Annotated in this window: 19 protein-coding genes; 11 read left to right on the top strand and 8 right to left on the bottom strand. The window is 72.7% G+C overall.

Features of this window, described 5'->3' with window-relative positions; translation table 11 throughout:
- The first annotated feature begins 574 nt into the window (after positions 1-574).
- From ACFP1K_RS28990 to ACFP1K_RS28975, 4 genes are all read left to right on the top strand, one after another.
- Positions 575-2,923: a lantibiotic dehydratase gene (locus ACFP1K_RS28990; RefSeq protein ID WP_380759146.1), complete on the top strand. Its 2,349-nt coding sequence runs from the start codon at positions 575-577 to the stop codon at positions 2,921-2,923.
- 28 nt (positions 2,924-2,951) lie between these two features.
- Positions 2,952-4,202: an MFS transporter gene (locus tag ACFP1K_RS28985; protein WP_380759144.1), complete on the top strand. Its 1,251-nt coding sequence runs from the start codon at positions 2,952-2,954 to the stop codon at positions 4,200-4,202.
- Between the two features lie 302 nt (positions 4,203-4,504).
- Positions 4,505-6,421: a cellulase family glycosylhydrolase gene (locus tag ACFP1K_RS28980; RefSeq protein WP_380759142.1), complete on the top strand. Its 1,917-nt coding sequence runs from the start codon at positions 4,505-4,507 to the stop codon at positions 6,419-6,421.
- Between the two features lie 107 nt (positions 6,422-6,528).
- A complete protein-coding gene (locus ACFP1K_RS28975; RefSeq protein WP_380759140.1) occupies positions 6,529-7,179 on the top strand; it encodes a hemerythrin domain-containing protein in 651 nt (216 codons plus the stop codon).
- Positions 7,180-7,269: 90 nt separating this feature from the next.
- Here ACFP1K_RS28975 and ACFP1K_RS28970 read toward each other — a convergent pair whose 3' ends face one another.
- The 3 genes from ACFP1K_RS28970 to ACFP1K_RS28960 all read right to left on the bottom strand — a co-directional run bounded on the left by ACFP1K_RS28970 (position 7,270) and on the right by ACFP1K_RS28960 (position 9,346).
- A complete protein-coding gene (locus ACFP1K_RS28970) occupies positions 7,270-8,484 on the bottom strand; it encodes a hypothetical protein (RefSeq protein ID WP_380759138.1) in 1,215 nt (404 codons plus the stop codon).
- Between the two features lie 85 nt (positions 8,485-8,569).
- The gene (locus tag ACFP1K_RS28965; protein ID WP_380759136.1) at positions 8,570-9,052 is read right to left on the bottom strand and encodes a hypothetical protein; all 483 of its coding nucleotides are present in this window, start codon (positions 9,050-9,052) and stop codon (positions 8,570-8,572) included.
- A 15-nt stretch (positions 9,053-9,067) separates the two neighbouring features.
- Positions 9,068-9,346, bottom strand: coding sequence for a hypothetical protein (locus ACFP1K_RS28960; RefSeq protein WP_380759134.1), 279 nt, complete (start codon positions 9,344-9,346; stop codon positions 9,068-9,070).
- A gap of 96 nt (positions 9,347-9,442) precedes the next feature.
- Between ACFP1K_RS28960 and ACFP1K_RS28955 the strand changes: the two genes are divergently transcribed.
- Entirely contained in the window at positions 9,443-9,667 is a 225-nt protein-coding gene (locus ACFP1K_RS28955) for a DUF2277 domain-containing protein (RefSeq protein ID WP_380759132.1), read from the top strand.
- A gap of 616 nt (positions 9,668-10,283) precedes the next feature.
- Positions 10,284-11,342: a PP2C family protein-serine/threonine phosphatase gene (locus ACFP1K_RS28950; protein ID WP_380759130.1), complete on the top strand. Its 1,059-nt coding sequence runs from the start codon at positions 10,284-10,286 to the stop codon at positions 11,340-11,342.
- Positions 11,343-11,388: 46 nt separating this feature from the next.
- Here the strand turns inward: ACFP1K_RS28950 and ACFP1K_RS28945 are convergent, their stop codons facing one another.
- The gene (locus tag ACFP1K_RS28945) at positions 11,389-12,264 is read right to left on the bottom strand and encodes a universal stress protein (RefSeq protein ID WP_380759128.1); all 876 of its coding nucleotides are present in this window, start codon (positions 12,262-12,264) and stop codon (positions 11,389-11,391) included.
- A gap of 37 nt (positions 12,265-12,301) precedes the next feature.
- Positions 12,302-12,871, bottom strand: a complete 570-nt coding sequence (locus tag ACFP1K_RS28940; protein ID WP_380759126.1) for an Rv1733c family protein — start codon at positions 12,869-12,871, stop codon at positions 12,302-12,304.
- A gap of 406 nt (positions 12,872-13,277) precedes the next feature.
- On the opposite strand from ACFP1K_RS28940, the gene ACFP1K_RS28935 reads away from it, so the two are divergent.
- On the top strand, positions 13,278-14,132 hold the full coding sequence (locus tag ACFP1K_RS28935; protein ID WP_380759124.1) for a hypothetical protein: 855 nt from the start codon (positions 13,278-13,280) through the stop codon (positions 14,130-14,132).
- 24 nt (positions 14,133-14,156) lie between these two features.
- On the opposite strand, the gene ACFP1K_RS28930 is transcribed toward ACFP1K_RS28935, so the two are convergent.
- Together ACFP1K_RS28930 and ACFP1K_RS28925 are read right to left on the bottom strand one after the other, a co-directional pair.
- Positions 14,157-15,440 (bottom strand): APC family permease, encoded by a 1,284-nt coding sequence (locus ACFP1K_RS28930; protein ID WP_380759122.1) that lies wholly within the window; start codon positions 15,438-15,440, stop codon positions 14,157-14,159.
- 69 nt (positions 15,441-15,509) lie between these two features.
- The gene (locus ACFP1K_RS28925) at positions 15,510-17,381 is read right to left on the bottom strand and encodes a cytochrome c oxidase assembly protein (protein ID WP_380759120.1); all 1,872 of its coding nucleotides are present in this window, start codon (positions 17,379-17,381) and stop codon (positions 15,510-15,512) included.
- 262 nt (positions 17,382-17,643) lie between these two features.
- Between ACFP1K_RS28925 and ACFP1K_RS28920 the strand changes: the two genes are divergently transcribed.
- Positions 17,644-17,838 (top strand): CsbD family protein, encoded by a 195-nt coding sequence (locus tag ACFP1K_RS28920; protein ID WP_380759118.1) that lies wholly within the window; start codon positions 17,644-17,646, stop codon positions 17,836-17,838.
- A 52-nt stretch (positions 17,839-17,890) separates the two neighbouring features.
- On the opposite strand, the gene ACFP1K_RS28915 is transcribed toward ACFP1K_RS28920, so the two are convergent.
- Positions 17,891-18,520: an RraA family protein gene (locus ACFP1K_RS28915; RefSeq protein WP_380759116.1), complete on the bottom strand. Its 630-nt coding sequence runs from the start codon at positions 18,518-18,520 to the stop codon at positions 17,891-17,893.
- Between the two features lie 463 nt (positions 18,521-18,983).
- Here ACFP1K_RS28915 and ACFP1K_RS28910 point away from each other — a divergent pair, with 463 nt between their 5' ends.
- From ACFP1K_RS28910 to ACFP1K_RS28900, 3 genes are all read left to right on the top strand, one after another.
- Positions 18,984-20,309: a hemolysin family protein gene (locus ACFP1K_RS28910; protein WP_380759114.1), complete on the top strand. Its 1,326-nt coding sequence runs from the start codon at positions 18,984-18,986 to the stop codon at positions 20,307-20,309.
- A gap of 124 nt (positions 20,310-20,433) precedes the next feature.
- The gene (locus ACFP1K_RS28905; RefSeq protein ID WP_380759112.1) at positions 20,434-21,456 is read left to right on the top strand and encodes a hemolysin family protein; all 1,023 of its coding nucleotides are present in this window, start codon (positions 20,434-20,436) and stop codon (positions 21,454-21,456) included.
- A gap of 128 nt (positions 21,457-21,584) precedes the next feature.
- Positions 21,585-22,934: an acyltransferase family protein gene (locus ACFP1K_RS28900; RefSeq protein WP_380759109.1), complete on the top strand. Its 1,350-nt coding sequence runs from the start codon at positions 21,585-21,587 to the stop codon at positions 22,932-22,934.
- The last annotated feature ends 74 nt before the right edge of the window (positions 22,935-23,008 follow it).

Below are 23,008 nucleotides of genomic sequence, written 5' to 3'. Positions count from 1 at the left end.
GCCGTAGACCTCCGCCAAGGCCGCGTAATCCGCCTGGACCCCCGCATAGCCGCCCGCCTCCGCACCGGCCGCCACCCCATCCCCGAATCTGACGCCCTGACCGGCGTCGCTCCCCCCACCCGCACCAAAATCCTCAACACCCTGGTCGGCAACGGCCTCCTGGTCCGCCGATGACACCCCCCACCCCCACCCGGACGACCACGCCAAGCAAGGATGCCAACCGCCGAGGCGCCCACCTCTGCCGAACCGCCGGCTCCCGCGGGGACGCCGGCTCCCGCGAGGTGACGTCTACGTGCGGTGATGGATACGCATGGAATCGGGTGGGCTGTGGTCGACATGGTGGGACTCGACAACGGGTGGGGCCATCCACCTCAGCCGGTGAAGGTTTTGACGTTTCTGACCCCTTTGTATCGACTATCCCCCGCCTGGTGAGCCGTAGCAGGTCTTTCGCCGCACGGCGGCGCCGCGCTCACCGCACCACCACTACCAACGACAGGCCGACGCCGAGCAACGCACGAGCAGCAGTACAGGTACAAGGGGCGCGTCCCGTCAGGGCGTGCGGAGAGGGGGGGCCATGAGTGGGGAGATCGGTGTCGAGGTGGGGTGGGAGCTGGGGGGGATCTTTGTGATGCGGCATGCGGGGATGCCGTTCGAGTGGGTGGAGTCGTTGGGGGGTGGGGTTGAGGTGCTGGAGGCTTGTGCGGAGGTGCTGGCGGTCGAGGAGGAGCTTGTCGGGGTGTTGGGGGACGCGGGCTTGGATGTGGTGGGGGTGCTGGCGGGAGGTGGGGCGCCGTCGGTGCCGCGGCGGGCCAAGGAAGTGGTGGGGCGGTGGCGGGAGGCGTTCGGCCGGCTGGGGGAGGTGTACGCGGCGGAGCTTGTAAGGCTGCGGGGGCGGTTGCGGGAACTGGCGGGAACCGATCGGTTCAAGGATGCGGTGTTCACGTCGAATCCGGGGATGTACGAGGGGATGGTGGCGGGATACCTCGCGCTGGCCGACGTGCCGGACACGGCCAAGTACCGGCGGGTGGAGCGGCAGCTCTACAACTACCTGCAGCGGTTCTGCGCGAAGAACGAGACGGCCAGCGCGTACGGGCCGATGGGATACGGCGAGGTGGCGGGCACCGGCTTCGCCGTCGAACCGGCGGGACCACCCGTCCGGCGAGCGTTCGTCGCGCACTGGGCGGCCCTCGAACTCGCCCGGGCCGCGGCCCGCGACAAGGCCCTTGCCCCGCACATCCCGGTAAGGCTCAGCCTCCTCGCCGTCAAGACCCCTACCGGCATCACGACGGACGGCCGATCCAGTCAGGGCACCGGTGAGCCGGGCGCGGGTTCCGGCGACGGCGCGGGAGAGGCGTCGGAGGTGCCGTTGCCGCCGGGGTCGGTGGCGGCGCGGGTGGTCGGGGTGCTGGAGGAGAAGGCGGCGGGGGTCGCGGGGGTAGCGGCGGCCATCGGGGTGCCGGTCCGGGCGGTGGCGGAGGCGGTGCGGGAGTTGATGCGGGCCGGGGTCGTGGTGCGGGCGTTGGAGGTCCCGGGCGAGAGGGTGGATTCGCTACAAGGATTGCGCGAGTCCGTCGGGGAGTTGCCGGAGTCTCCGGGGCGGGAGCGATGGCTGGGCCATCTCGACCGGCTGGGCGGAATATGTGAGCGGTTCGCGGCCGCGGCGGGGGACGTCGACACCCGGCGAGCGGTGCTGGCCGAGCTGGAGAACGCCTTCACCGAGCTCACGGGAGTGGCGGCAAGGCGCGGGGCGGGGGCGGTGTACGCGGACCGGCTGGTGTTGTTCGAGGAGGGGGCGTCGCCGTTCAAGCTGGTGGTGGGACAGGACACGGCCGAGCGGCTGGCCAGGGCGCTGACCCCGGCTCTTGAGCTGTCGGCCGCGTTCGGCGACCAGGTGCAGGACGGCCACCGGTCGGCCATGGCCGAGCTCATCGAGGCGGCGGGCGGCTCGCTGGGATTCACCGACTACGCGGCGAGGGCGAGGCCGGAACACCAGGAGGGCAGCCGCTTCTCCCCGGTGCGCCCGGTCGACGTGCCCGCCGCCGATGGTGAACCGGTCAAGCTGGCGGCGGACGCCCTCGGCACGGCCGAGCCGGGCCCCCGCTACGCCCTCCCCGACGTGTGCCTGGCGATGACGGCCCCCGAGGAGGCCGTGGACGGCTCGTGGCGGGTCCTGCTCGCCCGGGTCCACCACCACCTGCTGCTGCGCGGCTGGCTGACCACCTTCCACCCCGACCCGGACGCCTTCGACCGGGTGGCCGCCGACTGGCTCGCGGGGGACGGCGCCGGCGTGGCGGGCCTCGCCACGAGCCGCCGCAACAAGGGCTTCTACCGCTTCCCCGGCCAGAGACTGGTCTTCAACGCCACTGACCCGGACCGCCGCACCGACAACCTGCCCGCCACCGGATGCGAGGTCACGCTGCGGGACGGCAGGCCGGTGCTGCTGGACCCGCGGGGCCACCCGCGCACGCTGTACCCCATGCTCAACGACCTCACCACCTACCCGCCGTTCGCCGCGCTCTCCCACCCCTCCGTCCTGCACGCCCCGGTGCGCGGCGACACCGGCCACCTCGGCCGCGTCACCATCGGCGACGCGTGCTACCAGCGCGAACGCTGGGTCCTGGACGCCGCCGCGCTCCCGGCAGGCGGCCGGGGCCCCGCCGCGCTGCTCGGCCTGCGGCGCCTGGCCCGGACGCACGGCCTGCCGCGCTTCGTGTTCGCCAGGACCGAGGCCGAGCGCAAGCCCGTCCTGGTGGACACCGCCTCGCCGTTCGCCGCCGAACTGCTCGCCCACCTGATGGGCGACAAGGCGGGTTCGCGGGTGCTGGTGGAGGAGATGTACCCCGGACCGGACGAGCTCTGGCTGCGCGACGACGCCGGCCGCTACACCTGTGAACTGCGCATGCAACTGACCCGCCCCCGTTGACCCCCCGCCCCTCACGAGGAGGGAACGCATGACCACCGAGACCACGCCGGACGCACGGTCCGGCGACACCCCGACGACCGGAATGAGCCGCTACCGCGCGCTGTTCGGCACGCCGGGGGTGGTGCCCATGACGCTTGCCGCACTGGTCGGGCGGCTGCCCAGCGGGATGATCGGCCTGGTGCTGGTCATCGGCATCGTGCAGAGCACCGGTTCCTACACCCAGGCGGGCGTCGCGGCGGCGCTGTACGCGGTGGGCGTCGGCGTCTCGGGCCCGCTGCGCGGACGTGCGGCCGACCGTCGCGGCGCGTCGATCGTGCTGGTCGTCTCGGGTGCCGGCCAGGGGGTCGCGCTGCTGGCCCTGCTCGTCGCGCTGGCCGCCCGCGCCCCGATCGTCGTACCGCTGGTGATCAGCTTCCTGATCGGCGTGATGCTGCCGCCGATCTCGCCGATCATGCGCACCATGTGGAGCCGCTCGCTCACCGACCCGGGGGTGCGCACCGCGGCGTTCGCCCTGGAGTCGATCGTCGTGGACGCGGTCTTCATCATCGGCCCGTCGGCGGTGGCCCTGCTGCTCGCCGTAACGAACGGGAGCGTGGCGCTCGCCGTCACGGCTGTGCTGACCGCGGGTGGCTGCCTCGGCCTGGCCGCCGCCGGCGCGATCCGGGCGTCCCGCCCCACGGGTGGCGACGGCCCCCGCGACTGGCGCGGCCCGCTGCGCGCCGGCGGTGTGCGCTGGATGTTGCCGATCGGGCTACTGGCGACGGGCGGCATCATCGGGGTCGAGGTCGCGTTGCTGGCCACCTCCGACGCCCTCGGGCACCCGGACGCGGGCGGCCTGCTCATCGCGGCGTTCTCGGTCGGCAGCGTGTTCGGCGGCCTGGCGTACGGGGCGGCGCGGCTGCGCGGCACCAGCGCCCAGCACCTCGGGGTGTTCCTGGCCGTGCTCGCCTGCGGGTACGGCGTGGCCTTCCTGGTGACGAACCTGTGGTGGCTCGCGCTGGTGTTCGCGGTGTCGGGGATCGCGCTCGCGCCGATGATGACGGCGCAGTTCACCGCGATGGAGGAGGTCGCCCCGGAGGACTCGATGACCGAGTCGTTCGCGTGGCTGAACGCCCTCGGCCAGGGCGGCGGCGCCCTCGCCGCGGCGGCGGCCGGCGGGCTGGCCTCCGGCGGCAACCCCGGCGGCGGTTTCCTGGTCGCGGCGGGCATGGCCGTGGTGGCGGCCCTCCTCACCCTGGCGATCCGCCCGTCCGCACCCGCCCCCGGCGCACCCGCCTGACCTCTCCGCGTCGTACCGCACGTCCGGGCCACAGGGCCTGGACGTGCGGTTTCTTGAAACTTTCAGCAGATCCCGGGCCGGGCGGCGGCGGGCCGGGCGGCGGGACCGCGCCGCTCCGGCCCTGTCTCTCGATGTCGCGCCGTGCTCCCGGACGGACGCGGGCACGGAGCCGTCCGGGAGCTCCTTGACACACGCTGTACACGCCGTCGAAACACACCCAATATGGGAGCGCTCCCAATGAGGCTTCCGCCTAACCCCGGCTGAGAGCTTAACCGGTTAATCTACCCAGAGAAAGGCCTGACATGCGAAGTAGACCAAGGCTGGCACAGGCGGCGGTCCTGTCCATGCTGACCGCCTTGCTCGGTGCCATGCTCGTCGCCGCGCCGCCCGCCGGTGCCGCGGTCGGGCTCCGCGTGAGCGGCACGAACCTCACCGAGGCCAACGGCAGCAACTTCATCATCCGAGGCGCCAGCCACGCGCACGTCTGGTACCAGGACCGGCTCTCCACCTCGCTCGCCGGCATCAAGTCGCTCGGCGCCAACGCCGTGCGCGTGGTGCTGAGCGGCGGACGCTGGACCCCCGCCAACAACGCCACCGACGTCGCCAACGTGGTCGCGCAGTGCAAGGCGAACAAGCTGATCTGCATCCTGGAGAACCACGACACCACCGGCTACGGCGAGCAGAGCGGCGCCGTCACCCTGGACGCGGCGGCCAGCTACTGGCTCAGCGTGCAGAGCGCGCTGACCGGCCAGGAGAACTACGTCATCGTCAACATCGGCAACGAGCCGATCGGCAACAACGCCGTCACCCCCGGCTGGACCCAGGCCACCACCGCCGCGATCACCCGCCTGCGCAACGCCGGCTTCCAGCACATGCTGATGGTCGACGCGCCCAACTGGGGCCAGGACTGGCAGTTCACCATGCGCGACAACGCGCGCACCGTCGCCGCCGCCGACCCGCAGGGCAACACGGTGTTCTCCATCCACATGTACGGCGTCTTCGACACGGCCGCCGAGATCACCAGCTACATGGACGCCTTCCGCACCGCGGGCCTGCCGCTGGTGGTCGGGGAGTTCGGGCACAACCACTCGGACGGCAACCCCGACGAGGACACCATCATGGCGCAGGCGCAGTCGCGCGGCCTGGGCTACATCGGCTGGTCCTGGAGCGGCAACAGCAGCGACGTCGCCTACCTGGACATGACCAACAACTTCAACGCGAGCAGCCTGACCTCGTGGGGCACCCGCATCTTCAACGGCACCAACGGCATCAGGTCGACCGCGCGCGAGGCCACCATCTTCGGCGGCTCCCCCACCGACACGACCCCGCCGAGCACGCCGGGCACCCCGGCGGCGTCCAGTGTCACCTCCTCGGGCGCGACCCTCACCTGGACCGCGTCCACCGACACCGGCGGCTCGGGCCTCGCGGGCTACAACGTCTACCGCGAGCAGGGCACGACCGACCCGCAGCTCGGACAGAGCACCACGAACTCCATCACGCTGACCGGGCTGACCGCGAGCACCCAGTACCAGGTCTACGTCCGCGCCCGTGACGGCGCCGGGAACCTCTCCGGCAACTCGTCGCTCGTCACCTTCACCACCACCGGCGGCGGTGGCACGGACACGACCCCGCCGAGCACGCCGGGCACCCCGGCGGCGTCCAACGTGACCACCACGAGCGCCAACCTGACCTGGACGGCGTCCACCGACACCGGCGGCTCGGGCCTCGCGGGCTACAACGTCTACCAGGACGGGGGCACGCTGCTCGGGCAGAGCACGACCAACTCCATCAGCCTGACCGGCCTCACCGCCGGCCTCCAGTACCGCGTCTACGTCCGAGCCCGCGACGGCGCCGGAAACCTGTCCGCCAACTCCGGGACGGTCGTGTTCACCACCACGGGCGGCGGCACCGGCGGCGGCTGCACGGCCACCGGCACCGCGCAGAGCCAGTGGGGCAACGGGTACGTGATGCAGGTGGTCGTCACCAACACCAGGACCTCGTCCATCAGCGGCTGGACGGTGACCGCCACGCTGCCGTCCGGGCACACGGTCACCGGCTCGTGGAACGCCACCCTGTCCGTCAGCGGGCAGACCCTGACCGCGCGCAACGTCGGGTACAACGGCACGGTCGGCGCCGGCCAGACCGCCTCGTTCGGATTCCAGGGCAGCCGCCCGGACAGCACCTCGCTGCCGTCCAACTTCACCTGCACCGCCTCGTGAGCGCGGGCCGCACCGGCCGCGCGGCGGCATTCCTTACCCGATCAGGAGGATCGAGCCAGTTCCGCTCGGCGTACCTCGGGGGATTTGCCCCCATTAGGAGGAATGCCATGGCAGACAGCAAGACAATGCCGGAACTACTCGACGAGAACGACGTGGTGGGACTGCTGCTCCGTCAGCACGCCATGATCCGGGACCTGTTCGCCGAAGTGGAGCGGGCGACCGGTGGCGCGCGTGCGGAGACCTTCGAGCGGCTGGTGCGGCTACTCGCCATCCACGAGACGGCGGAGGAGGAGATCGTGCACCCCTACGCCCGGCGCACGCTGGACGGCGGGGACGCGATCGTCGACGAACGTTTGCGAGAGGAGCACGAGGCCAAGCAGATGCTGGCCATGATGGAGGAGCGCGGGACGGACGACCCGTCCTTCGCCTCCAACCTGGAGAAACTGCGGACATCGGTCATGGAGCACGCCCGGGCGGAGGAGCGGTACGAGTTCGCCCAGCTCGTCCGGGACACCAGCGACATCGAGCGCCGCACCATGGCGCTCGGCGTCAAGGCCGCGGAGGCCATGGCCCCGACCCACCCCCACCCGGGGGTCGAGTCGGCCACCATGAACCTCCTGGTCGGCCCGGCCGCCGCGATCATGGACCGGGCACGGGACGCGATCCGCCAGACGATGGCCAAGGCCAAGGGCCCGGCCGGCGAGAAGAAGAGCGGCAAGGCAAGCAAGGGAGGCAGGGGCAGGGAATCCAAACCCTGACCCTTCCTCCCACACGCGGCACCGGTCGTGCGCACCTCGGGAAGGGTGCGCACGACCTTCGCCGGCGAGGATCCCGGACGGCGGGGGCGCTCAACCGGGGGCGGGTGTGCTCCGCATGCCCGGCACGGGGTGCGGGCCCTCGGTCTCGACCCTGTAGTCCCTGCCGAACTTGTGGCGGGCCTCTTCGAGCACCTGGTCGCTCGGCAGGGGCTCACCGCCGCGGATGCCCTCCTGGTACCGCTGGAAGCGCTCGTGCGCCTCCCGCACGTATCCGGTGCCGAGCGTGGTGAGGTCGATCTGGGTGGCGAGGAGCTCGCGGACGTACTCCTTGTTCGGCTCGAAGGTGACCGGCGCCGGCAGGGCGGGGGCCAGGATCTGCTCGGGTTCCCTGCTGTTGTCGTGCCGCCGCATCAGATCGCAGGCGATGCGCAGGTGCTCCAGCTCCATGGCGAGGTGCAGCTCCCACAGGGCACGCAGCCGGGGATCGGACTCGGTCTCCATGAACGAGTGGTACATGTAGCACTCGTTGTACTCGTGGTGGACGAGCTGCTCCCACCAGGTCTCGGCCGGGTCCACCAGCGTCTCGTAGTGCGTGACGTGCTCCTCCTCGATCAGCCCGATCTCCTGGTAGAGCTGGCGGGCGATCGGCTCCATGTACTCCGGCCCGACGTTCATGTAGAAGTTCATGGTCTGCTGCTCGGCCGCCATGATCGTGAGAGCGTGCAGCCGTGACGCCGGGTCCACCGTCTCCTTGTCGTAGTGGTCGCGGACGTTGTCGACGGGATGCCGGTGGTGCAGCGGCGTGGGCCGCCCCGGCATGACCTCGGTGAGCGCGTCGACGATCTTCTCGGCCTTGCGGTGCTCGATCAGCTCGTACAGGTTGGCGTACCTGTAGAGATGGTCGAAGTCCTCCAGCAGCCCGAACTCGAACGCCTGCTTGATGTAGGGGTCGGGCTCCATCCGCGCCACCCACGCGGTCAGGTCGACGGCCACCTGCTCGTAGGCGATGGTGGTCTCCAGCACCGACGCGAGCCCCGGCAGGAGCCAGTTGACGGCCTTCTGCTGCTGCGCCTCGATGGCCCGGACCTCCGCCAGCTGCCGCCGCACCTCAAGATCCGGGCAGCGCCGGGTGAAGTGGTGGCTGAACATGATCGCTTCGATCTCGATGCCGTTCATGGCGATGACCCGGCAGCGCGCGTACGGATCGGCGTGGTCGGGGTCGAGCTGCGGCACGTTCAGCTCCCGCCAGCTGCGGAACTGCCGCTCCAGCGGGATGCCCTGTTGTTCCAACGGATTGAACGTCATAGGCTGCCCTCTTTGTCCGGTTTAGGCAGGTTTGTCGGCTAAATACCCGCCATCACCGGACGGCAACCCGCCGCCGCCGCGCGCCTCAGCGCTCCCGGCGTGTCATCACCTCGAACGCGAAGGCGGTGACCAGGCCGTACGCCAGGTGGGGCACCAGGTCGGACAGCCAGCCCACCAGCCCCCACGTGCGCGGGTCGGTGAGGCCCATGGCCGTCATCGGCACGGCACCCACCACGAGGACCACGGCGCCGAGGCCGGCCGCGGCGGGCAGGAGCGGAGGACGGGGCACGGCCGCGCGCAGTCCGCCGTAGGCGGCTCCCACGGCGAGGCCGGTGGCGATGCCGAGCAGGCCGCCGAGGCCCTGCGCGCGGCCGGGAGCCTTCTCCTCGTCGCCGAGGGGCACCCCCGCCATCCCGGCGAAGCGCTCGGCCACCTGGTCGGGCAGCGTGCTTGCGGGTCGGCCGCGCACGGCCTGGTCGAGGTAGGTGACCACGTTGAGGGCGGTGGTCCCCGCCGCGCCGGCGAGCAGGCCGGCCATCACCAGGCCGCACGCTCTCTGCTTCCCCACGCTCGTCACCTCCCGCTACGCCGTCTCGGCCGCCTCCCCGATGCCACGCAGGACGCCGGAGAAGTGTTGCTCGGCGAGGTAGTGACCGATCCCGATGATCAACGCCACCGGCCATTCGACCAACTGCAGGGCCACCAGCGTGCCGAGCGCCCCGTAGAAGGCGAGCCGGTCGACGCTGGGGAGGGTCACCCGCCCGAGCACCGGCACGTCCACGTGCGGACGGGCGGTTGCGGCCGTGGCGATGGCGTCCTTCAGCATGGCGACCTCCGGGAACTCGGCGGATATCCGAGCCATCCCCCGGCGCCGTGCCCGGTAACGCGGCTTGGCGTGGACTTTGTGTCACCTGACGATGCCGGGCGACTGTCGGTGCCATGACATAGCGTCCATGTCATGTGCAGGAGCATCAAAACCCTTCGTGAGCCATTCGTCGCCGACGTCACCGACGAGGACGTCCGCGCCGCCGCGCTGCAGTACGTCCGCAAGATCTCCGGCTTCCGCGCCCCGTCGGCGCGCAACGCCGAGGCGTTCGACCGGGCGGTGGCCACCGTGGCCGCCGCCACGCAGGCCCTGCTCGACGAGCTGGATCTCCGGCGGGTGCCGCGCCATCAGGCGTGACCTGCCACCGGAACGGGGAAATATCGGTCCGCAGCCAATCGATGTACATCGGCTTATAAGATTATCAATACCGATCACAGAATCACCTTCAAAGGAAATTCCCCGACCTCTTTCGAACGCATACCGCCGCCCCCATCCCAGAGTAAGGTTCGATTCATGAGCCTTTCAGAGATCCCCCGGCCCGAATGACGCCAGGGCAGGCTCATGGGGACTTTCGGACGCCGGAGCGGCGTCCCATCTCGTTCGTGTGGTGAGGTCGTCGAGTGCTTGTTCGCGTACCCAAGGAATTGTCCGACTTATCCTATTATTCAATAACGCCGGTTCCCAAAGGGCAGCCGGGCGGCCCGGCGTACCGCCGCCGTGCGCGCCGAATACCATCGTCACCCCCGGGCGTAACACGCCGCCATTCCACCCCGATGACCACTTACCCGGACCGCCGCCCGGCCGATCCGGAAAACGCCCGGCCATCGCGCTGTCCGCGGACCGCACCACTTGTTACAGTGGCCGCGGAACGCTGGGAAGTCCGCTTACCCATCGGGATTCGACCCGATCCGTGGAGGCCCCCAACCGCGGCCGGCGCGGATCACGAGCCGAGCGACGCGCGCGCGGAGGGTCCATGACCCAGGTCAACCGCAGAACCCAGCGGCTGATGGCCGCGCTGCCCTTCGCCGCGCTGTTCCTGGTCGCCGCGCTCGACGCGCTGACCGGCCCGGATCTCGGATACCTCCCGCTGCTGGCCGTGGGGCCCGCGTTCGCCAGCCTGGTCGGCGACGTCCGGCGCACCGTGACCATCGGCGCGGTGGCGCTGTCCCTCTCCCTGTTCCTGTCGGTGTACGACGGCATGCTCGGCGACCGGCGCAGCGACATGAGCCTGATCTCCATCGCGGGGGTGACCGCGGCGAGCATCCTCGCCACCGTCGGGCGGCAGCGCCGCGAGCGCGAGCTCGCCAGCGTGCGCTCGGTGGCCGAGGTGGCGCAGCGGGTGCTGCTGCGGCCGGTGCCCCGGCGGGCCGGCCACCTGCGGGCCGCCGTGTCCTACACCTCGGCGACGGCGGAGGCCCGCATCGGCGGCGACCTGTACGAGGTCGTGATCGGCCCCGGCGGGGTGCGCGCCATCGTGGGCGACGTCCAGGGCAAGGGACTGGCCGCCGTCGAGAGCGCGGCGCTCGTGCTCGGCGCGTTCCGTGAGGCCGCGCACGACGAGCCCGACCTGCGCGGCGTGAGCGGGCGGCTGGAGAAGGCCCTCAACCGGCGGCTGTCCGGCGAGGAGTTCGTCACGGCCATCCTGGTCGAGGCGGGCCCCGGCGGGAAGCTCACTTTGCTGAACTACGGCCACCCGCCGCCGCTGGTCCTGCGCGCCGACGGCGCCATCGAGCTCGCCGAGCCGGTGGAGACCGCGCCGCCGCTCGGGCTCGCGGTGCTGGAGGTGGAGGGGCCGATCCCGCACCAGATCGACTTCGGGACGGGCGACCAGATCCTGCTGTACACCGACGGGGTCATCGAGGCACGCGACCGGACGGGCCGCTTCTACCCCCTGACCGAACGTGCCTTCCTCCTCAAGGACGACGACCCCGAGGCGGCCCTGGAAGCCCTCCGCCTAGACCTGGTGGCCCACGTCGACGCCCCTCTGCACGACGACGCCGCGATGCTCCTCCTGCGCTTCCGCGAAGGCTGACCCCCGCGTGGAGCATCCAGCGACCGGGCGCGGAACTCCCCGTGGCTCACGCGTCGCCGGCGGGCGGGTGCGGGCGGACCACCGCGACCGGGCAGTGGGTGTGGTGCAGGACGCCGTGCACGACCGAGCCGAGGACGGCGGACCCGAGGGCGCCGCGGCCACGGGAGCCCACCACCACCAGGTCCGCGGTCGTGGACGCCTCGGCCAGGGCCTCCACCGGGTGCGCGCACACCGCCGTCTCGCGCACCTCCACCTGCGGGTACTTCTCCCGCCACGGGGCCAGCTGCTCCTCGGCGGCCTGTTGGCCCCAGTCGAAGGCCGACTCCGCCTCGGGGGTGTAGGTCTGGAACGTCGGCAGGAAGGCCGACACCTGCCAGGCGTAGATCGCGTGCAGCCGCGCGTCGCGCCGCACCGCCTCCTCGAACGCGTACTCCAGCGCCGCCTCCGAGTCGGGCGCCGCGTCATGGCCGACGACGACGCGCCGGTACACCCTGTCGCGCACGTGCCCGGCCACGACCACGGGGCATTCGGCGTGCCCGGCGAGGCCCATCGACACCGAGCCGAGCATCAGGCCCATGAAGCCGCCGAGCCCCCGGGTGCCGATCACCAGTTCCTGGGCGTCCCTGGCCTGACGCTGCAGCTCGCTCTTGATCAGGCCGACCAGCGCCACCGTCTCGACCGGCAGGCCGGGCGCCTGGGACCGCGCCACGGCGGCCGCGGCGGCGAGCACCTCGCGGGACTGCTCGGCCAGCGTGTCCCCGAGCCCCGGCGCCGTGGCCAGGGGCACGCCCGCCACCCACGCCTCGGTCACGTGGACGATCCGCAGGCCGCAGCCGCGCCGCACCGCGTCGTCGGCGGCCAGGCGCACCGCCTCCATCGCCGGAGGCGAGCCGTCGGCCCCCACCACGACGTGTGCGTTCATGCGGCGTCACTCCTCTCGGTCCCGGGTGGCACGCGGATCACTGCTTCCTCGGCCGCCAGCGCTGCTCGGCGGACGTCCACGCGGTGTCCCAGTCCGCGTACCTGCGCCGGTCGAGCAACCAGCGGACCAGGCTGAGGATCACGAACAGTACCCCCGAGGCCGCCACCATCACCCCGAAGCCGGCCACGGCCGCGTCGGTGACCGTCTGGGTGTGCCGGCGCGGAGGCGCCACCGGGTCGCCCGACTCGTCGACCCAGATCCGCAGCGTGGAGCCGGAGCGGGCCTCGGCGGGCACGGGGCGCACGGCGACGTGCTGCCGTCCGTCCGGCCCCTGCCAGCGCACCTTCGCCTTGACCTCCACGGCGGTGCCCTGCGCGGTGACGGTGGTGGTGCTGGCGGCGTTCTCCAGCAGCACGGCCATCACGGGATGCCGTACCTGCGGGTCGGCGTGCTCCAGCGCGACCCCCTGCCGGTACACGGTGCCGGCGACCGCGAGAGCGGGCCACAGGCAGGCGAGCAGGACCAGCATGGTGATCAGCACGGCGACCGCTTCGATACGGTCCGACCGCCGGCGTAGCGGGTTGCGGTCGAATCGGTAGCGGCGCACACACCTCACCGCCCAGTTGGCGCAGGATCCCATCTCGCACCTCCCGTGGGGTCTCCCCCTCCGGCCTCCCGTCCCGGCCCGCCCGCGGGCAGGCCGTCGCGACGTCCGGCGGAGGGACGTTCGGCCCTGCCCGCCACTAGGGCTTTCCCACGCACCGTGACGGGCTCACCACCAACGTACGACTCCCGGCGCGTCATGGCGACAGGGGGTCCGCCGCCAGACCTCTGTGGGACGGATGGTGCAGAAGTGACTCTTGTTAACATTGCGATCGTTCACGCAAACTGTGAAGTTTCCGGACAAGGCGGAGTCGAAGCTGCTACAAAGATGCGCGGCCCAAAATCTCGCGGCGCCGAGTCTGCGTCACGCGGTGACGGTCAAGCGGCCACGGAGAACACGGAGGATCGATATGGACCGCGACGGCACGCCGAGGTACGACGAGGATCCGACCAACCAGACAGGACCACTCGGGATCGAGTGGCGGGACGAGGCGGCCCCGTCCGGTGACGTGCTGTCCGACGGATGGCACGACGGCCAGGAGCCCGGCCCGCCCTCTGTGTCCGGGGCCACCGAGATCGTCCCCGCCGACGTCCGCCCCCTGGACCCCCCCGGCCCCCTGGATCCCCCGGACCCCGAAGGCTCCCGCGCCGAAGGCTGGCCGGACCACGACGACCCCGGGAACCCGCCCGAGGAGCGCCGAGGTTTCCTCGGCTCGGGATGGCGGGGCGAGGAGGGGGCCGAGGAGGAGGGCCGCAGCCAGAACAGCCGGCTCATCCTCGCCATGATCGCCGTGGTGGTGCTCGCCGTCGCCGGTGGATGGATCGTGTCCTCCTCGGCGAGCCCGACCCCCGAGGCCGGTTGCGCCGCGCCCGCCGACTGCGCCACCGCGCAGCCCATACCGGCCGCCTCGGACAGCACGGTGCCCGACCCCGCGACGCCGCCCGCCGTCGACCCCGAGATCACCCCCGAGGGGAGCCCCACCACTCCGGGTGAGACGCCCGCCGCGGTGCCGACCGGCGTGCGCTCGCAGAACGCTCCCGAGCCGACCACCGAGCCGACGCCCACCCGCACCCGCCCGCAGTCGCCCAAGCCGACGCCGCGCACCAGCGAGCCCCGCCAGGACGACGACGAGCAGCCCCGGATCGAGGACGAGCCGACCCCCACCTCCAGCCCCACGCCGCCCCCGCCGCCGCCGACCACCAAGCCGCCGGCGCCGAGCCCCACCAAGGAGCGCCCCAACGGCCTCCTCGACTGGCTGTTCTGACGCTCCACGGGCCGGCCGGCACGCTCAGCCCGGCCGGTCCCGCCGGACGTTCCCCCGCCACCGGCGTACGGCCCACAGGACAGCGCCGGCGAGCACCGCCGCGCCGCCGCCGAGCACCGAGGACGGCGGCAGGGCGGCGGCCAGCAGCAGGCAGCCCGCCAGCCCGGCGACCGGGACGAGCCTCGGCGGGCGGCCCTCGGCGGCGGTCAGGGTCCACGCCGAGGCGTTGGCCACCGCGTAGTAGACGAGCACGCCGAACGACGAGAAGCCGATGGCGCCTCGGACGTCGGCCAGCCCGGCGACCACCGCCACCACCGCCCCGACGGCCAGCTCGGCGCGGTGCGGCACGCCGTACCTCGGGTGCACGGCGTCCAGCCCGCGGGGCAGGTGCCCGTCCCTGGCCATGGCGAGGACGGTCCGCGAGACGCCGAGGATGAGGGCGAGCAGCGCGCCGAGCGCGGCGGCCACCGCGCCGAACCGCACCAGCGGCTCCAGGGAGAGCGCGCCGGCCGCGCGCACCGCGTCCGCGACCGGCGCGGCGGACCGCGCCAGCCGGTCCGGGCCGAGAACCGACAGCAGCGCCACGGCCACGGCCGCGTACAGCAGCAACGCCAGGCCGAGCGCCAGCGGGACGGCCCGGGGGATGGTGCGCGCCGGGTCCCGCACCTCCTCGCCGAGCGTGGCGATGCGGGCGTACCCGGCGAAGGCGAAGAAGAGCAGCCCGGCGGCGCGGGCCACGTCCAGGACGGATAGCTCCGCCGGCGGGGCCAGCCGGTCGAGCGCGGGCCACCCGGCCCCCAGGCATACCGCCACGGCCGCGAGGAGCACCACCACCACGACCGCGACGATCAGGCGGGTGAGCCAGGCCGCCTTGCGGACCCCGGTGTAGTTCATCGCGGTGAGTGCTACCACGGTGAGCACCGCGACCAGGTGACGCTGCGCGGGCCACAGGTACGCCCCGACGGCCAGCGCCATCGCGGCGCAGCTCGCGGTCTTGCCCGCCACGAAGCTCCACCCCGCGAGGTGGCCCCAGAAGTCCCCGAGCCGCGCGCGGCCGTAGACGTAGGTGCCGCCGGAGTGGGGGTGGCGCGCCGCCAGACGCGCCGAGGAGGTCGCGTTGCAGTAGGCGACGACCGCCGCCACGGCCAGCGCCACCAGCAGCCCCGGCCCCGCGACGGCCGCGGCGGGCGCGTACACGACGAACACGCCGGCACCCACCATGGCCCCGAGCCCGATCACCACGGCGTCCCCGGTGCCGAGCCGGCGGGCCAGCCGCTCCGGAGGTCCGGTGTGCGGTGCCGAGGTCATGGCCCGATCGTGACATGCCCCGCCCGGCGCCCCGCCGCCGGTACGGGGAACCGGCGGGACCGCGGGCCGTCAGGCGGCGCCACTGTCCTGGGTGGCGGGCTGGGCGGCCGTATCCGGGTCCGGGTCCGGGAGGCCGGGGCCGGCGCGGCGGCGCCCCAGGGACAGCAGGCCGTACAGGACCAGGATGGCGGCCGCGGCCAGGGCGGGGCCGGTCAGCACGCCGGTGCCCTGGTCGGCGAAGCGGTCCGGGGCCCAGGGGAGGGCGAGGGCGGCGTACCACTCCTGGCCCTGGATCGGGCCGGTGAACAACACCAGGGCGACCCACGCCTGGGTGGCCAGGGCGCCGGTGACCATCAGCGTCCGGACCTCCGAGCCGTTCCGCGCGGGAAGCGGGTCGACGCCGAACGCCACGAGGAAGAACCACGCGGCGGTGAGCACCACGACGAGCTGGGCCGCCAGGCGCACCGCGAGGCTCGACTGGGCGGCCTCGAACACACCGGTGACGTACAGCACCAGGTAGGGCACGGCGTAGACCGCCGTCGCCACCAGCGGGTGCGCCGCCCTGGCCGCCCCTGGGCCGCTCAGCAGGCGCCCGAAGAGCGGCGCGGCGGCCCGGAGCGGCGCCAGGGGGGCACCGAGCACGAAAAGGGCGGGGCCGACCGTGCCCAGCAGCGCGTACTGCGCCGCGTGCACCGAGAACACGGCGGGCCCGTACGCCGCGAGCCCTCCGGCGGCGCCGTACAGCACCACGAGCAGCCCGGCGAGCGCGGCCACGGTGCGGGCGGGCGGCCAGGCCTCCCCCTGCCGCGCCAGCCGCCGCACACCGAGCAGGTAGGCCGCCGCGACACCCAGCACGGCGAGGATCGCGATCGGGTCGGGCCGCACCTCGGCGAGCAGGCGGCCGGGCGCGAGCGGCGGCAGCACGTAGCCGAGCAGCTCGTGCTGGCCGTGCACCTCATCGGTGCGCGGCGGCGGCGTGCGGGACAGCGCGACGGCCAGGGCGAGCGTCCCGGCCATCACGGCGATCTCGCCGGTCGCCAGCCGCAGGAACGGCCGGGCGGCGGTGCCGAGCGCGGCGAGCGTGCGCGTGCGGTGCCGGTAGCCGAACCAGCCGAGGACGGCCAGCGCCGCCAGTTTGCCGAGCACCAGCAGGCCGTAGCGGGAGTCCCAGAACGACGAGATCGAACCGAGGCGCACCCAGGCGTTGAGCAGGCCGGAGAAGCCGACCGCGACGAAGCAGCACAGCGCGAGTGCGCTGAACCGGTGCGCCGCGGTGCCGAGGTCGCCGCCGCCCCGGCGGGCCACCAGGGCGAACAGGCCGCCCACCCACAGGGCCATCGCGGCGATGTGCAGCATCAGGCTGGAGACGGCGATGTTGTGGTCGGCCGCCGAGGCCGAGTGGCCGACGTACGCGGGCGGCAGCACGGCGAGCACCGCCACGACCAGCAGCACCGCCCGGCCGGCCTGGCCGACCGGGAGCAGGGAGGCACCCGCGACCAGCAGCGCCGCCACGGCGACGATGAGGAACGCCTGCCCCTGCGGGACGTCCAGGCCGAACGTCGGCAGGAACCCGGAGTCCAGGGCCTCCCCGACCGGCAGGCCGAGCAGGTCGGAGAGGGTGAGAAGCAGCGTCAGCACGGCGGTCGCCGCCCAGCCGAGCGCCCACGGCGCCGCGGCCCTGGTGACCCTGCGGCGCTCGCCGGGTTCGCCGCCGAACGCCACCGCCGCCAGCAGCACGCCGATCGTCACGGCGGCGCAGATGTCGTGCACCACCCGCAGCACCGGCAGCCCGAGGGTGGTCAGCGTGCCCGGCGTGGGCAGCCCGGGGATCTCGGTCCCCGGCCAGCCTCCCCCGAACCACAGGGCGAGCAGCAGCACGAGCCCCGCCCCGGCGATCATCAGTGCGTACACCGCCGGTCGCCGCTGTGGAGGGATGGTCATTCTCCTGCCTTCCCGTTCCAGGTCGCCGCCCTGGTCGAGTATGTCCGCGCGGGACCGGTCGGGGCGAGTGGCCAGGTGGACGGACGGCAATGACCCTCATGACGTCCGTGCGGACGGCGAAACTTTCAGCACCCGCCGCCATCTGACGCTTTACGGGTTATAGCAGGACTTGACACACCAGAGGGGCCGGAACTGCGTTTATTGCCTCATCTGTCGGAGAGGTGCAGTAGGGAAGCGATCCATCGCGACGAAGGGAACCGTCATGGGGGCGGACGACAAGATCTCCAACAAGGCCGAACAGATCAAGGGCAAGGCCAAGAAGCGCGTGGGCGAGGCCATGGACGACGAGGACATGCGCGCGGAAGGCCGTTCCGATGAGGCGTCGGGCCGCATGAAGGCCGCCGGCGAGAGCGTGAAGGACGCCGCCAAGAACGTCAAGAAGACCTTCAAGAACTGATCCTCATCCCCCCGGAGGCCCCCGGCGTCGGGGGCCTCCGCCGGGTCGGGGCTCAGGGGGAATGGCGGAGTTTGGCGATTATCTGGGCCTTGTGGCGGTGGGCTTCCGTCAGGGAGTTGCCCTCCCGCAGGGCGGTGATGACGTCTTCCTCGGCCTCGGCGTAGACGTAGGAGTCGTCGAGGACGTCAGGGGTGGGGAGCGCGATGACGCCGGCGGTGTCCATGACGATCAGGGTGTCCTCGGTGACGCGCACGCCGGCCACGTCCACGGGTTCGCCGACGGCGGCCACGTGCACGCCGGGGCCAGGACCCGCGGTGGCCTCGTAGAGGGCCCAGGCCGGCAGATCGAGGTCGCGGAAGGCGTTGAGGTCGCGCACGCCGCCTTCCACCACCAGGGCGGTGAGATGGCGGGACAGGGCCGCACGGGTGTGGATCTCGCCCCAGACGGCGCCGGCGGCGGCCCGCGCCCCGGCCAGCACCAGGACACGGTCGCACAGGTCGTCGTCGAGGACGGCGTGCAGGGACTCCAGGTCATCCTCGCCGGGACCGGGCGCGAGCAGTACGGTCCTGGCGCGGCCGATCAAGCCGACGGGGCTGTGGACACGGCGCAGCGGCGGGCTGAGCCAGCCTGTCTGCCCGCGTAATTGAAGTACGTCCGCGATCGCGGTGGTGGGCGGAACCACGGATCGGATCACCTCTTAGGGGAGATACTGCGGATTCTTTCTGTGGCCGCGCGCAGGCGGGAATCGCTTCTCGGGGCACCGGTTCACCATGCCGGTTCCAGGCAAGTCCCGGGCTTGGGAGGCGGTCGGACGTCACGGGACGGAAGGCCCCGGGCGAAAGGCGCCAGGGGTGGAAACAGTGCCGGCGGGGTTCGAACTTGCCTACCACGATGGGGTAACCCGCCCGGCGCGTACATAGACAACGAATAACGGTTCACGCCGCCGGCGTAAAAGATCGCGCGCACCCTCACCACCCGCCCCGCGCGCCCCTCGCCCGCCCGCCCCGCACCAGGTGGATTGAAGATTCCACGCCGGGGTACCGGGAGCGCCATTCCCCGGCGCGGTGCCGTCCCGGTACGGTTCCGGCGAAGACACCGCACAGTCGCGCGGCCCGATCAGGGCGGGCCCGCGGGAAGGCGCCACGGTGATCGTCGATCTGTTGTTCCTCCTGGCAGCGCTGGCGCTGATCCTGGCCAACGGCGTGTTCGTCGCCGCCGAGTTCTCACTGGTCACCGTGGAGCGCGGTGAGATCAACCGGCTCGCCCTGGCGGGCGACCGGGGCGCCCAGGGCATCCAGACGGCGCTGCGGCGCCTGTCGTTCCAGCTCTCCGGCGCGCAGCTCGGCATCACGGTCACCTCGCTGCTGCTCGGCGTCATCGCCGAACCGGCCCTGGCCCACCTGCTGCGGCCCGCGCTGGCGATCCTGCCCGGCCGGTACGCAGAGAGCGTGTCCGCGATGCTCGCCCTGTTCGTCGCCACGGTGAGCCAGATGGTGCTCGGCGAGCTGGTCCCGAAGAACGCCGGGCTGTCCCGCCCGATGGCCGTCGCGCGGCTGTCCACGCCGCCGCAGCGGATCTTCTCCGCCGTGTTCGCGCCGCTGATCAAGGCCTGCAACGCCATCGCGAACGCCGTCGTCCGCGCGTTCGGCGCCGAGCCCCAGGACGAGCTGGCCTCCGCCCGATCGCCCGACGAGCTCAGCATGCTGATGAGCCTGTCGGTCGAGGCCGGCACCCTGCCCACCGGCACCGCCGCCATGCTGCGCCGGGCGCTGCGCTTCGGCGACCGCAGCGCCGCCGAGGCGATGACGCCGCGCCCCGACTGCGTGACCGTCGCGGACACCCGCACCGTGGCCGAGTTCCTGGTCCTGGCCCGCCGCGAGCGACACCTGCGCCTGCCGGTCACCGGCGGCGAGCTGGACGACATCGTCGGCGTGGCCTCGGTGGTCGACGCGTTCGCGGTGCCCGAGGCCGACCGTCCGTCCACCCCCGTCTCCCGGATCCGCCGGCCACCCGTGCTGGTGCCCGAGTCGCTCGACCTGGCGGCCCTGCAGGAGCGGCTCTTCACGGCCCGTGCCGAGATGGCGGTGGTGGTGGACGAGTACGGCGGCTTCGCGGGCATCGTCACGGTGGAGGACCTCGTCGAGGAGCTGGTCGGGGACATCGCCGACGAGTACGACCTGCCCGAGGAGGGCTCGGAGGGCCCGGTGGCCCGGCTGCTGGCCGCGGGCGCCTCGGTGGCCGTCCCGGCGATGCTGCGCGCACACGAGGCCGAGGAGCGCACCGGCTTCCAGATGCCGGAGGGGCCGTACGAGACGCTGGCCGGGCTGCTGATCAGCCGCCTCGGCCGCCTGCCGCAGCCGGGGGACGCCGTCGAGGTGGACGGATGGACGCTGCGCGCCGACACCATGCGACGGCACAGGATCGAACGCATGACCCTCACCGCACCGGGTGGCGAGAAGGAGCCCAGTTGACGACCCCCGACCCAGCCGACCCCGCCGATACCAACGATCCGGCCGATCCGGATCCCGACGAACCCCCTGAACCCGGCCCCTCCGGTCCCGGCCCGGCGTCCCCCGTCCGGAGGGTGGTGGCCCGATGACCCCGTGGGACGCCCTCATGATCGTGGCGCTGCTCGCGCTGAACGGCTTCTTCGTGGGCGCGGAGTTCGCGCTGATCTCGGTGCGCCGCACGCAGATCGAACCGCTGGCCAGGGCCGGGTCGCGCCGGGCGGACTCCGTGCTGGCGGCCATGGACTCGGTGCCGCTGATGCTGGCGGCGGCGCAGCTCGGCGTCACCCTGGCCTCGCTGGCGCTCGGCGCCGTCGGCGAGCCGGTGCTGGCGCACGCCCTGGAGCCGCTGTTCGCCGTGGCGGGCGTGCCGCACGGGCTGGTCCACCCCTTCGCGTTCGCGCTCGCCCTGGTCGTCGTGGTCTCCGGGCACGTCATCATCGGCGAGATGGTGCCGAAGAACCTCGCGCTCGCCGGGCCCGACCGCGCGGCGATGTGGCTGGTGCCGTCGCTGCGCCTGACCGCCCGCGCCATCCGCCCGCTGCTGGTCGTGATCGACGCCCTGTCCTCGGCCGTCCTCCGATTACTCCGCATCCCCCGCGCCGAGGAGGTCCGCACCGTCTACACCCCCGACGAGATGCCGGCCCTGATCCAGGAGTCGCGCAGGCACCGCCTGCTGGACCAGGACGAGCACGACCGCATGATCGCCACCCTCGCCCTGCACGCGCGCCCGGTGGCGTCGGTCATGGTGCCGATCGGCGAGGTGGTCAGCCTGCCCGCCACGACCACGGCCGCCGAGCTGCAGGAGAACGCCGGCAAGTACGGCCACTCGCGCTTCCCCGTGCACCGCGACGCGCCGGGGTCGCTGTGCGGCTACCTGCACGTGCTCGACGCGCTGAACGGCCACGCGCCCGACCGCCCGCTGCCCGCCCGGGAGCTGCCGCACGCGCACCGCAGGACCACGTTGGCCGAGATGCTGGCGCTGATGCGCAAGCGGCGCGCCCAGCTCGCCGCGATCACCGGCGAGGACGGCGCGGTGCTCGGGGTGGTGACGCTGGAGGACGTGCTCACCGGCCTGCTGCACCAGGCCAGGCAGGAGTCGCCGGGCTGACCGGGGCCCCGATTCGTCCACTGTGAGGTTTACCACAACGGCTGGTGGTCAGTTAGTTTTCACCACATTGAGGCCCCTATGGTGGCTCCAGTGGTGAAAGAGGAGCATCTTCGGGTAGGGCGAGCAAAATGCACGTCCTGACCCGTCCGTCCCCTCCGTCCCCCTCGCCACCTGCGCGAGCCCCCCGGCAGGCCTGGCTCGACGCGCTGCGCGGCATCGCCGCCCTCATCGTCGTGTTCGAGCACTCCCTGGACGCCCTCCTGCCGGAGGTCCGGAACGCGGTCAGCCCGTGGTTCAACTTCGGGCAGTACGGCGTGCTGGTGTTCTTCCTGGTCAGCGGCTACGTCATCCCGGTCTCGCTGGAACGCCGCGGCGACGTCCGGGGCTTCTGGATCAACCGGTTCTTCCGCCTGTACCCGCTGTGGGGGGTGGTGGCCGTGCTCGGCGTCGTGTTCGCGCTCGCCGAGGTGTACTCCCGCCTGCCTCCCGACGCCCAGGCCGAGCCGCTGTCCACCACGCTGGCGCACGTGACCATGCTCCAGGACCTGCTGCAGGTCAACAGCGTGGTCAACGTCTTCTGGACCCTCTCCTACGAGATGGTGTTCTACCTGCTGGTCACCGCGATGTTCGTCTTCGGCGTGCACCGCGCCAGCACGGGGACGTCGGTCACGCTCGCCGGCTGCGCCGTGGCCGCCGGGGCCCTCGTGCCCGCCGGCCTGCTCTCCCGCACCCTCGGCACGCCGGTGGTGGCCGTGGCCGCCGTCGCGCTGGTCGCGGGGCTCGCCGCCGTGGTCAGCGGGGACGAGACGCTGCGGCGGCGCGGCGCCGTCGTGATCGCCGCGCTCGGCCTGGTCCTTGTGGTGCTCAACAGCCGGATCGGCGCCTGGCAGAGCCTGGCCATCCTCGCGACCATGTTCGCGGGCACCGCCCTCTACCGGATGGAGCGCTCCGGCACCCGGGGCGCGGCGCGGTGGGTCATCGCGCTGGTCCCCCTGCTGTCGGTGGCCGCGGCGGTCTGGCACGGCCCCGGCTGGGGGATGACGGAGGCGGCGCGGCAGGAGTTCGTCTGGGGCTGGTCGACGGCGGTCGTGGCGGCCTGGCTCACCTTCGCGGCGGGTCTCGCCCTGCGTCACCGCGCGGTCGCCCCCGCCCTGGCCTGGCTCGGGCTGGTCAGCTACTCCGTCTACCTGCTGCACCCGCTGGTGGTCCAGGTGATCAGGCGCCTCACCTCGGACGCCACCGGCCTGTCCCTGCCGATGCGGCTCGGCTGGGAGGCGCTGCTGTTCGCCGCCGTGATCGGCGCCGCCGCCCTCGGCCATCGCTACGTCGAGATCCCGGGTCAGCGCGTCGGCCGCCGCCTGGCTCGGGCGAGCGGCGGGACGAGGAGGACAGACGGGACCTCCGGCGGCAACGCGAAAAATGGCCACTTTCCTGTGAATACCGCGACCCGCGATTCCCGGGATCGGGCCCCTCGCTAGACTTGCCCACGGTTTGCCGGACGGGTGGATCCGGCGCCTGAAGTCGGCGGGTGGCCACGGGCCACAGCCCTGGC

Origin of the sequence: Sphaerisporangium aureirubrum (assembly GCF_042658925.1) — a bacterium.
In the GTDB taxonomy this organism is placed as follows: Bacteria; Actinomycetota; Actinomycetes; order Streptosporangiales; family Streptosporangiaceae; genus Sphaerisporangium; species Sphaerisporangium aureirubrum.
The sequence above is the reverse complement of the archived record's forward strand: the minus strand, read 5'-3'. Positions and strand labels throughout refer to the sequence as shown.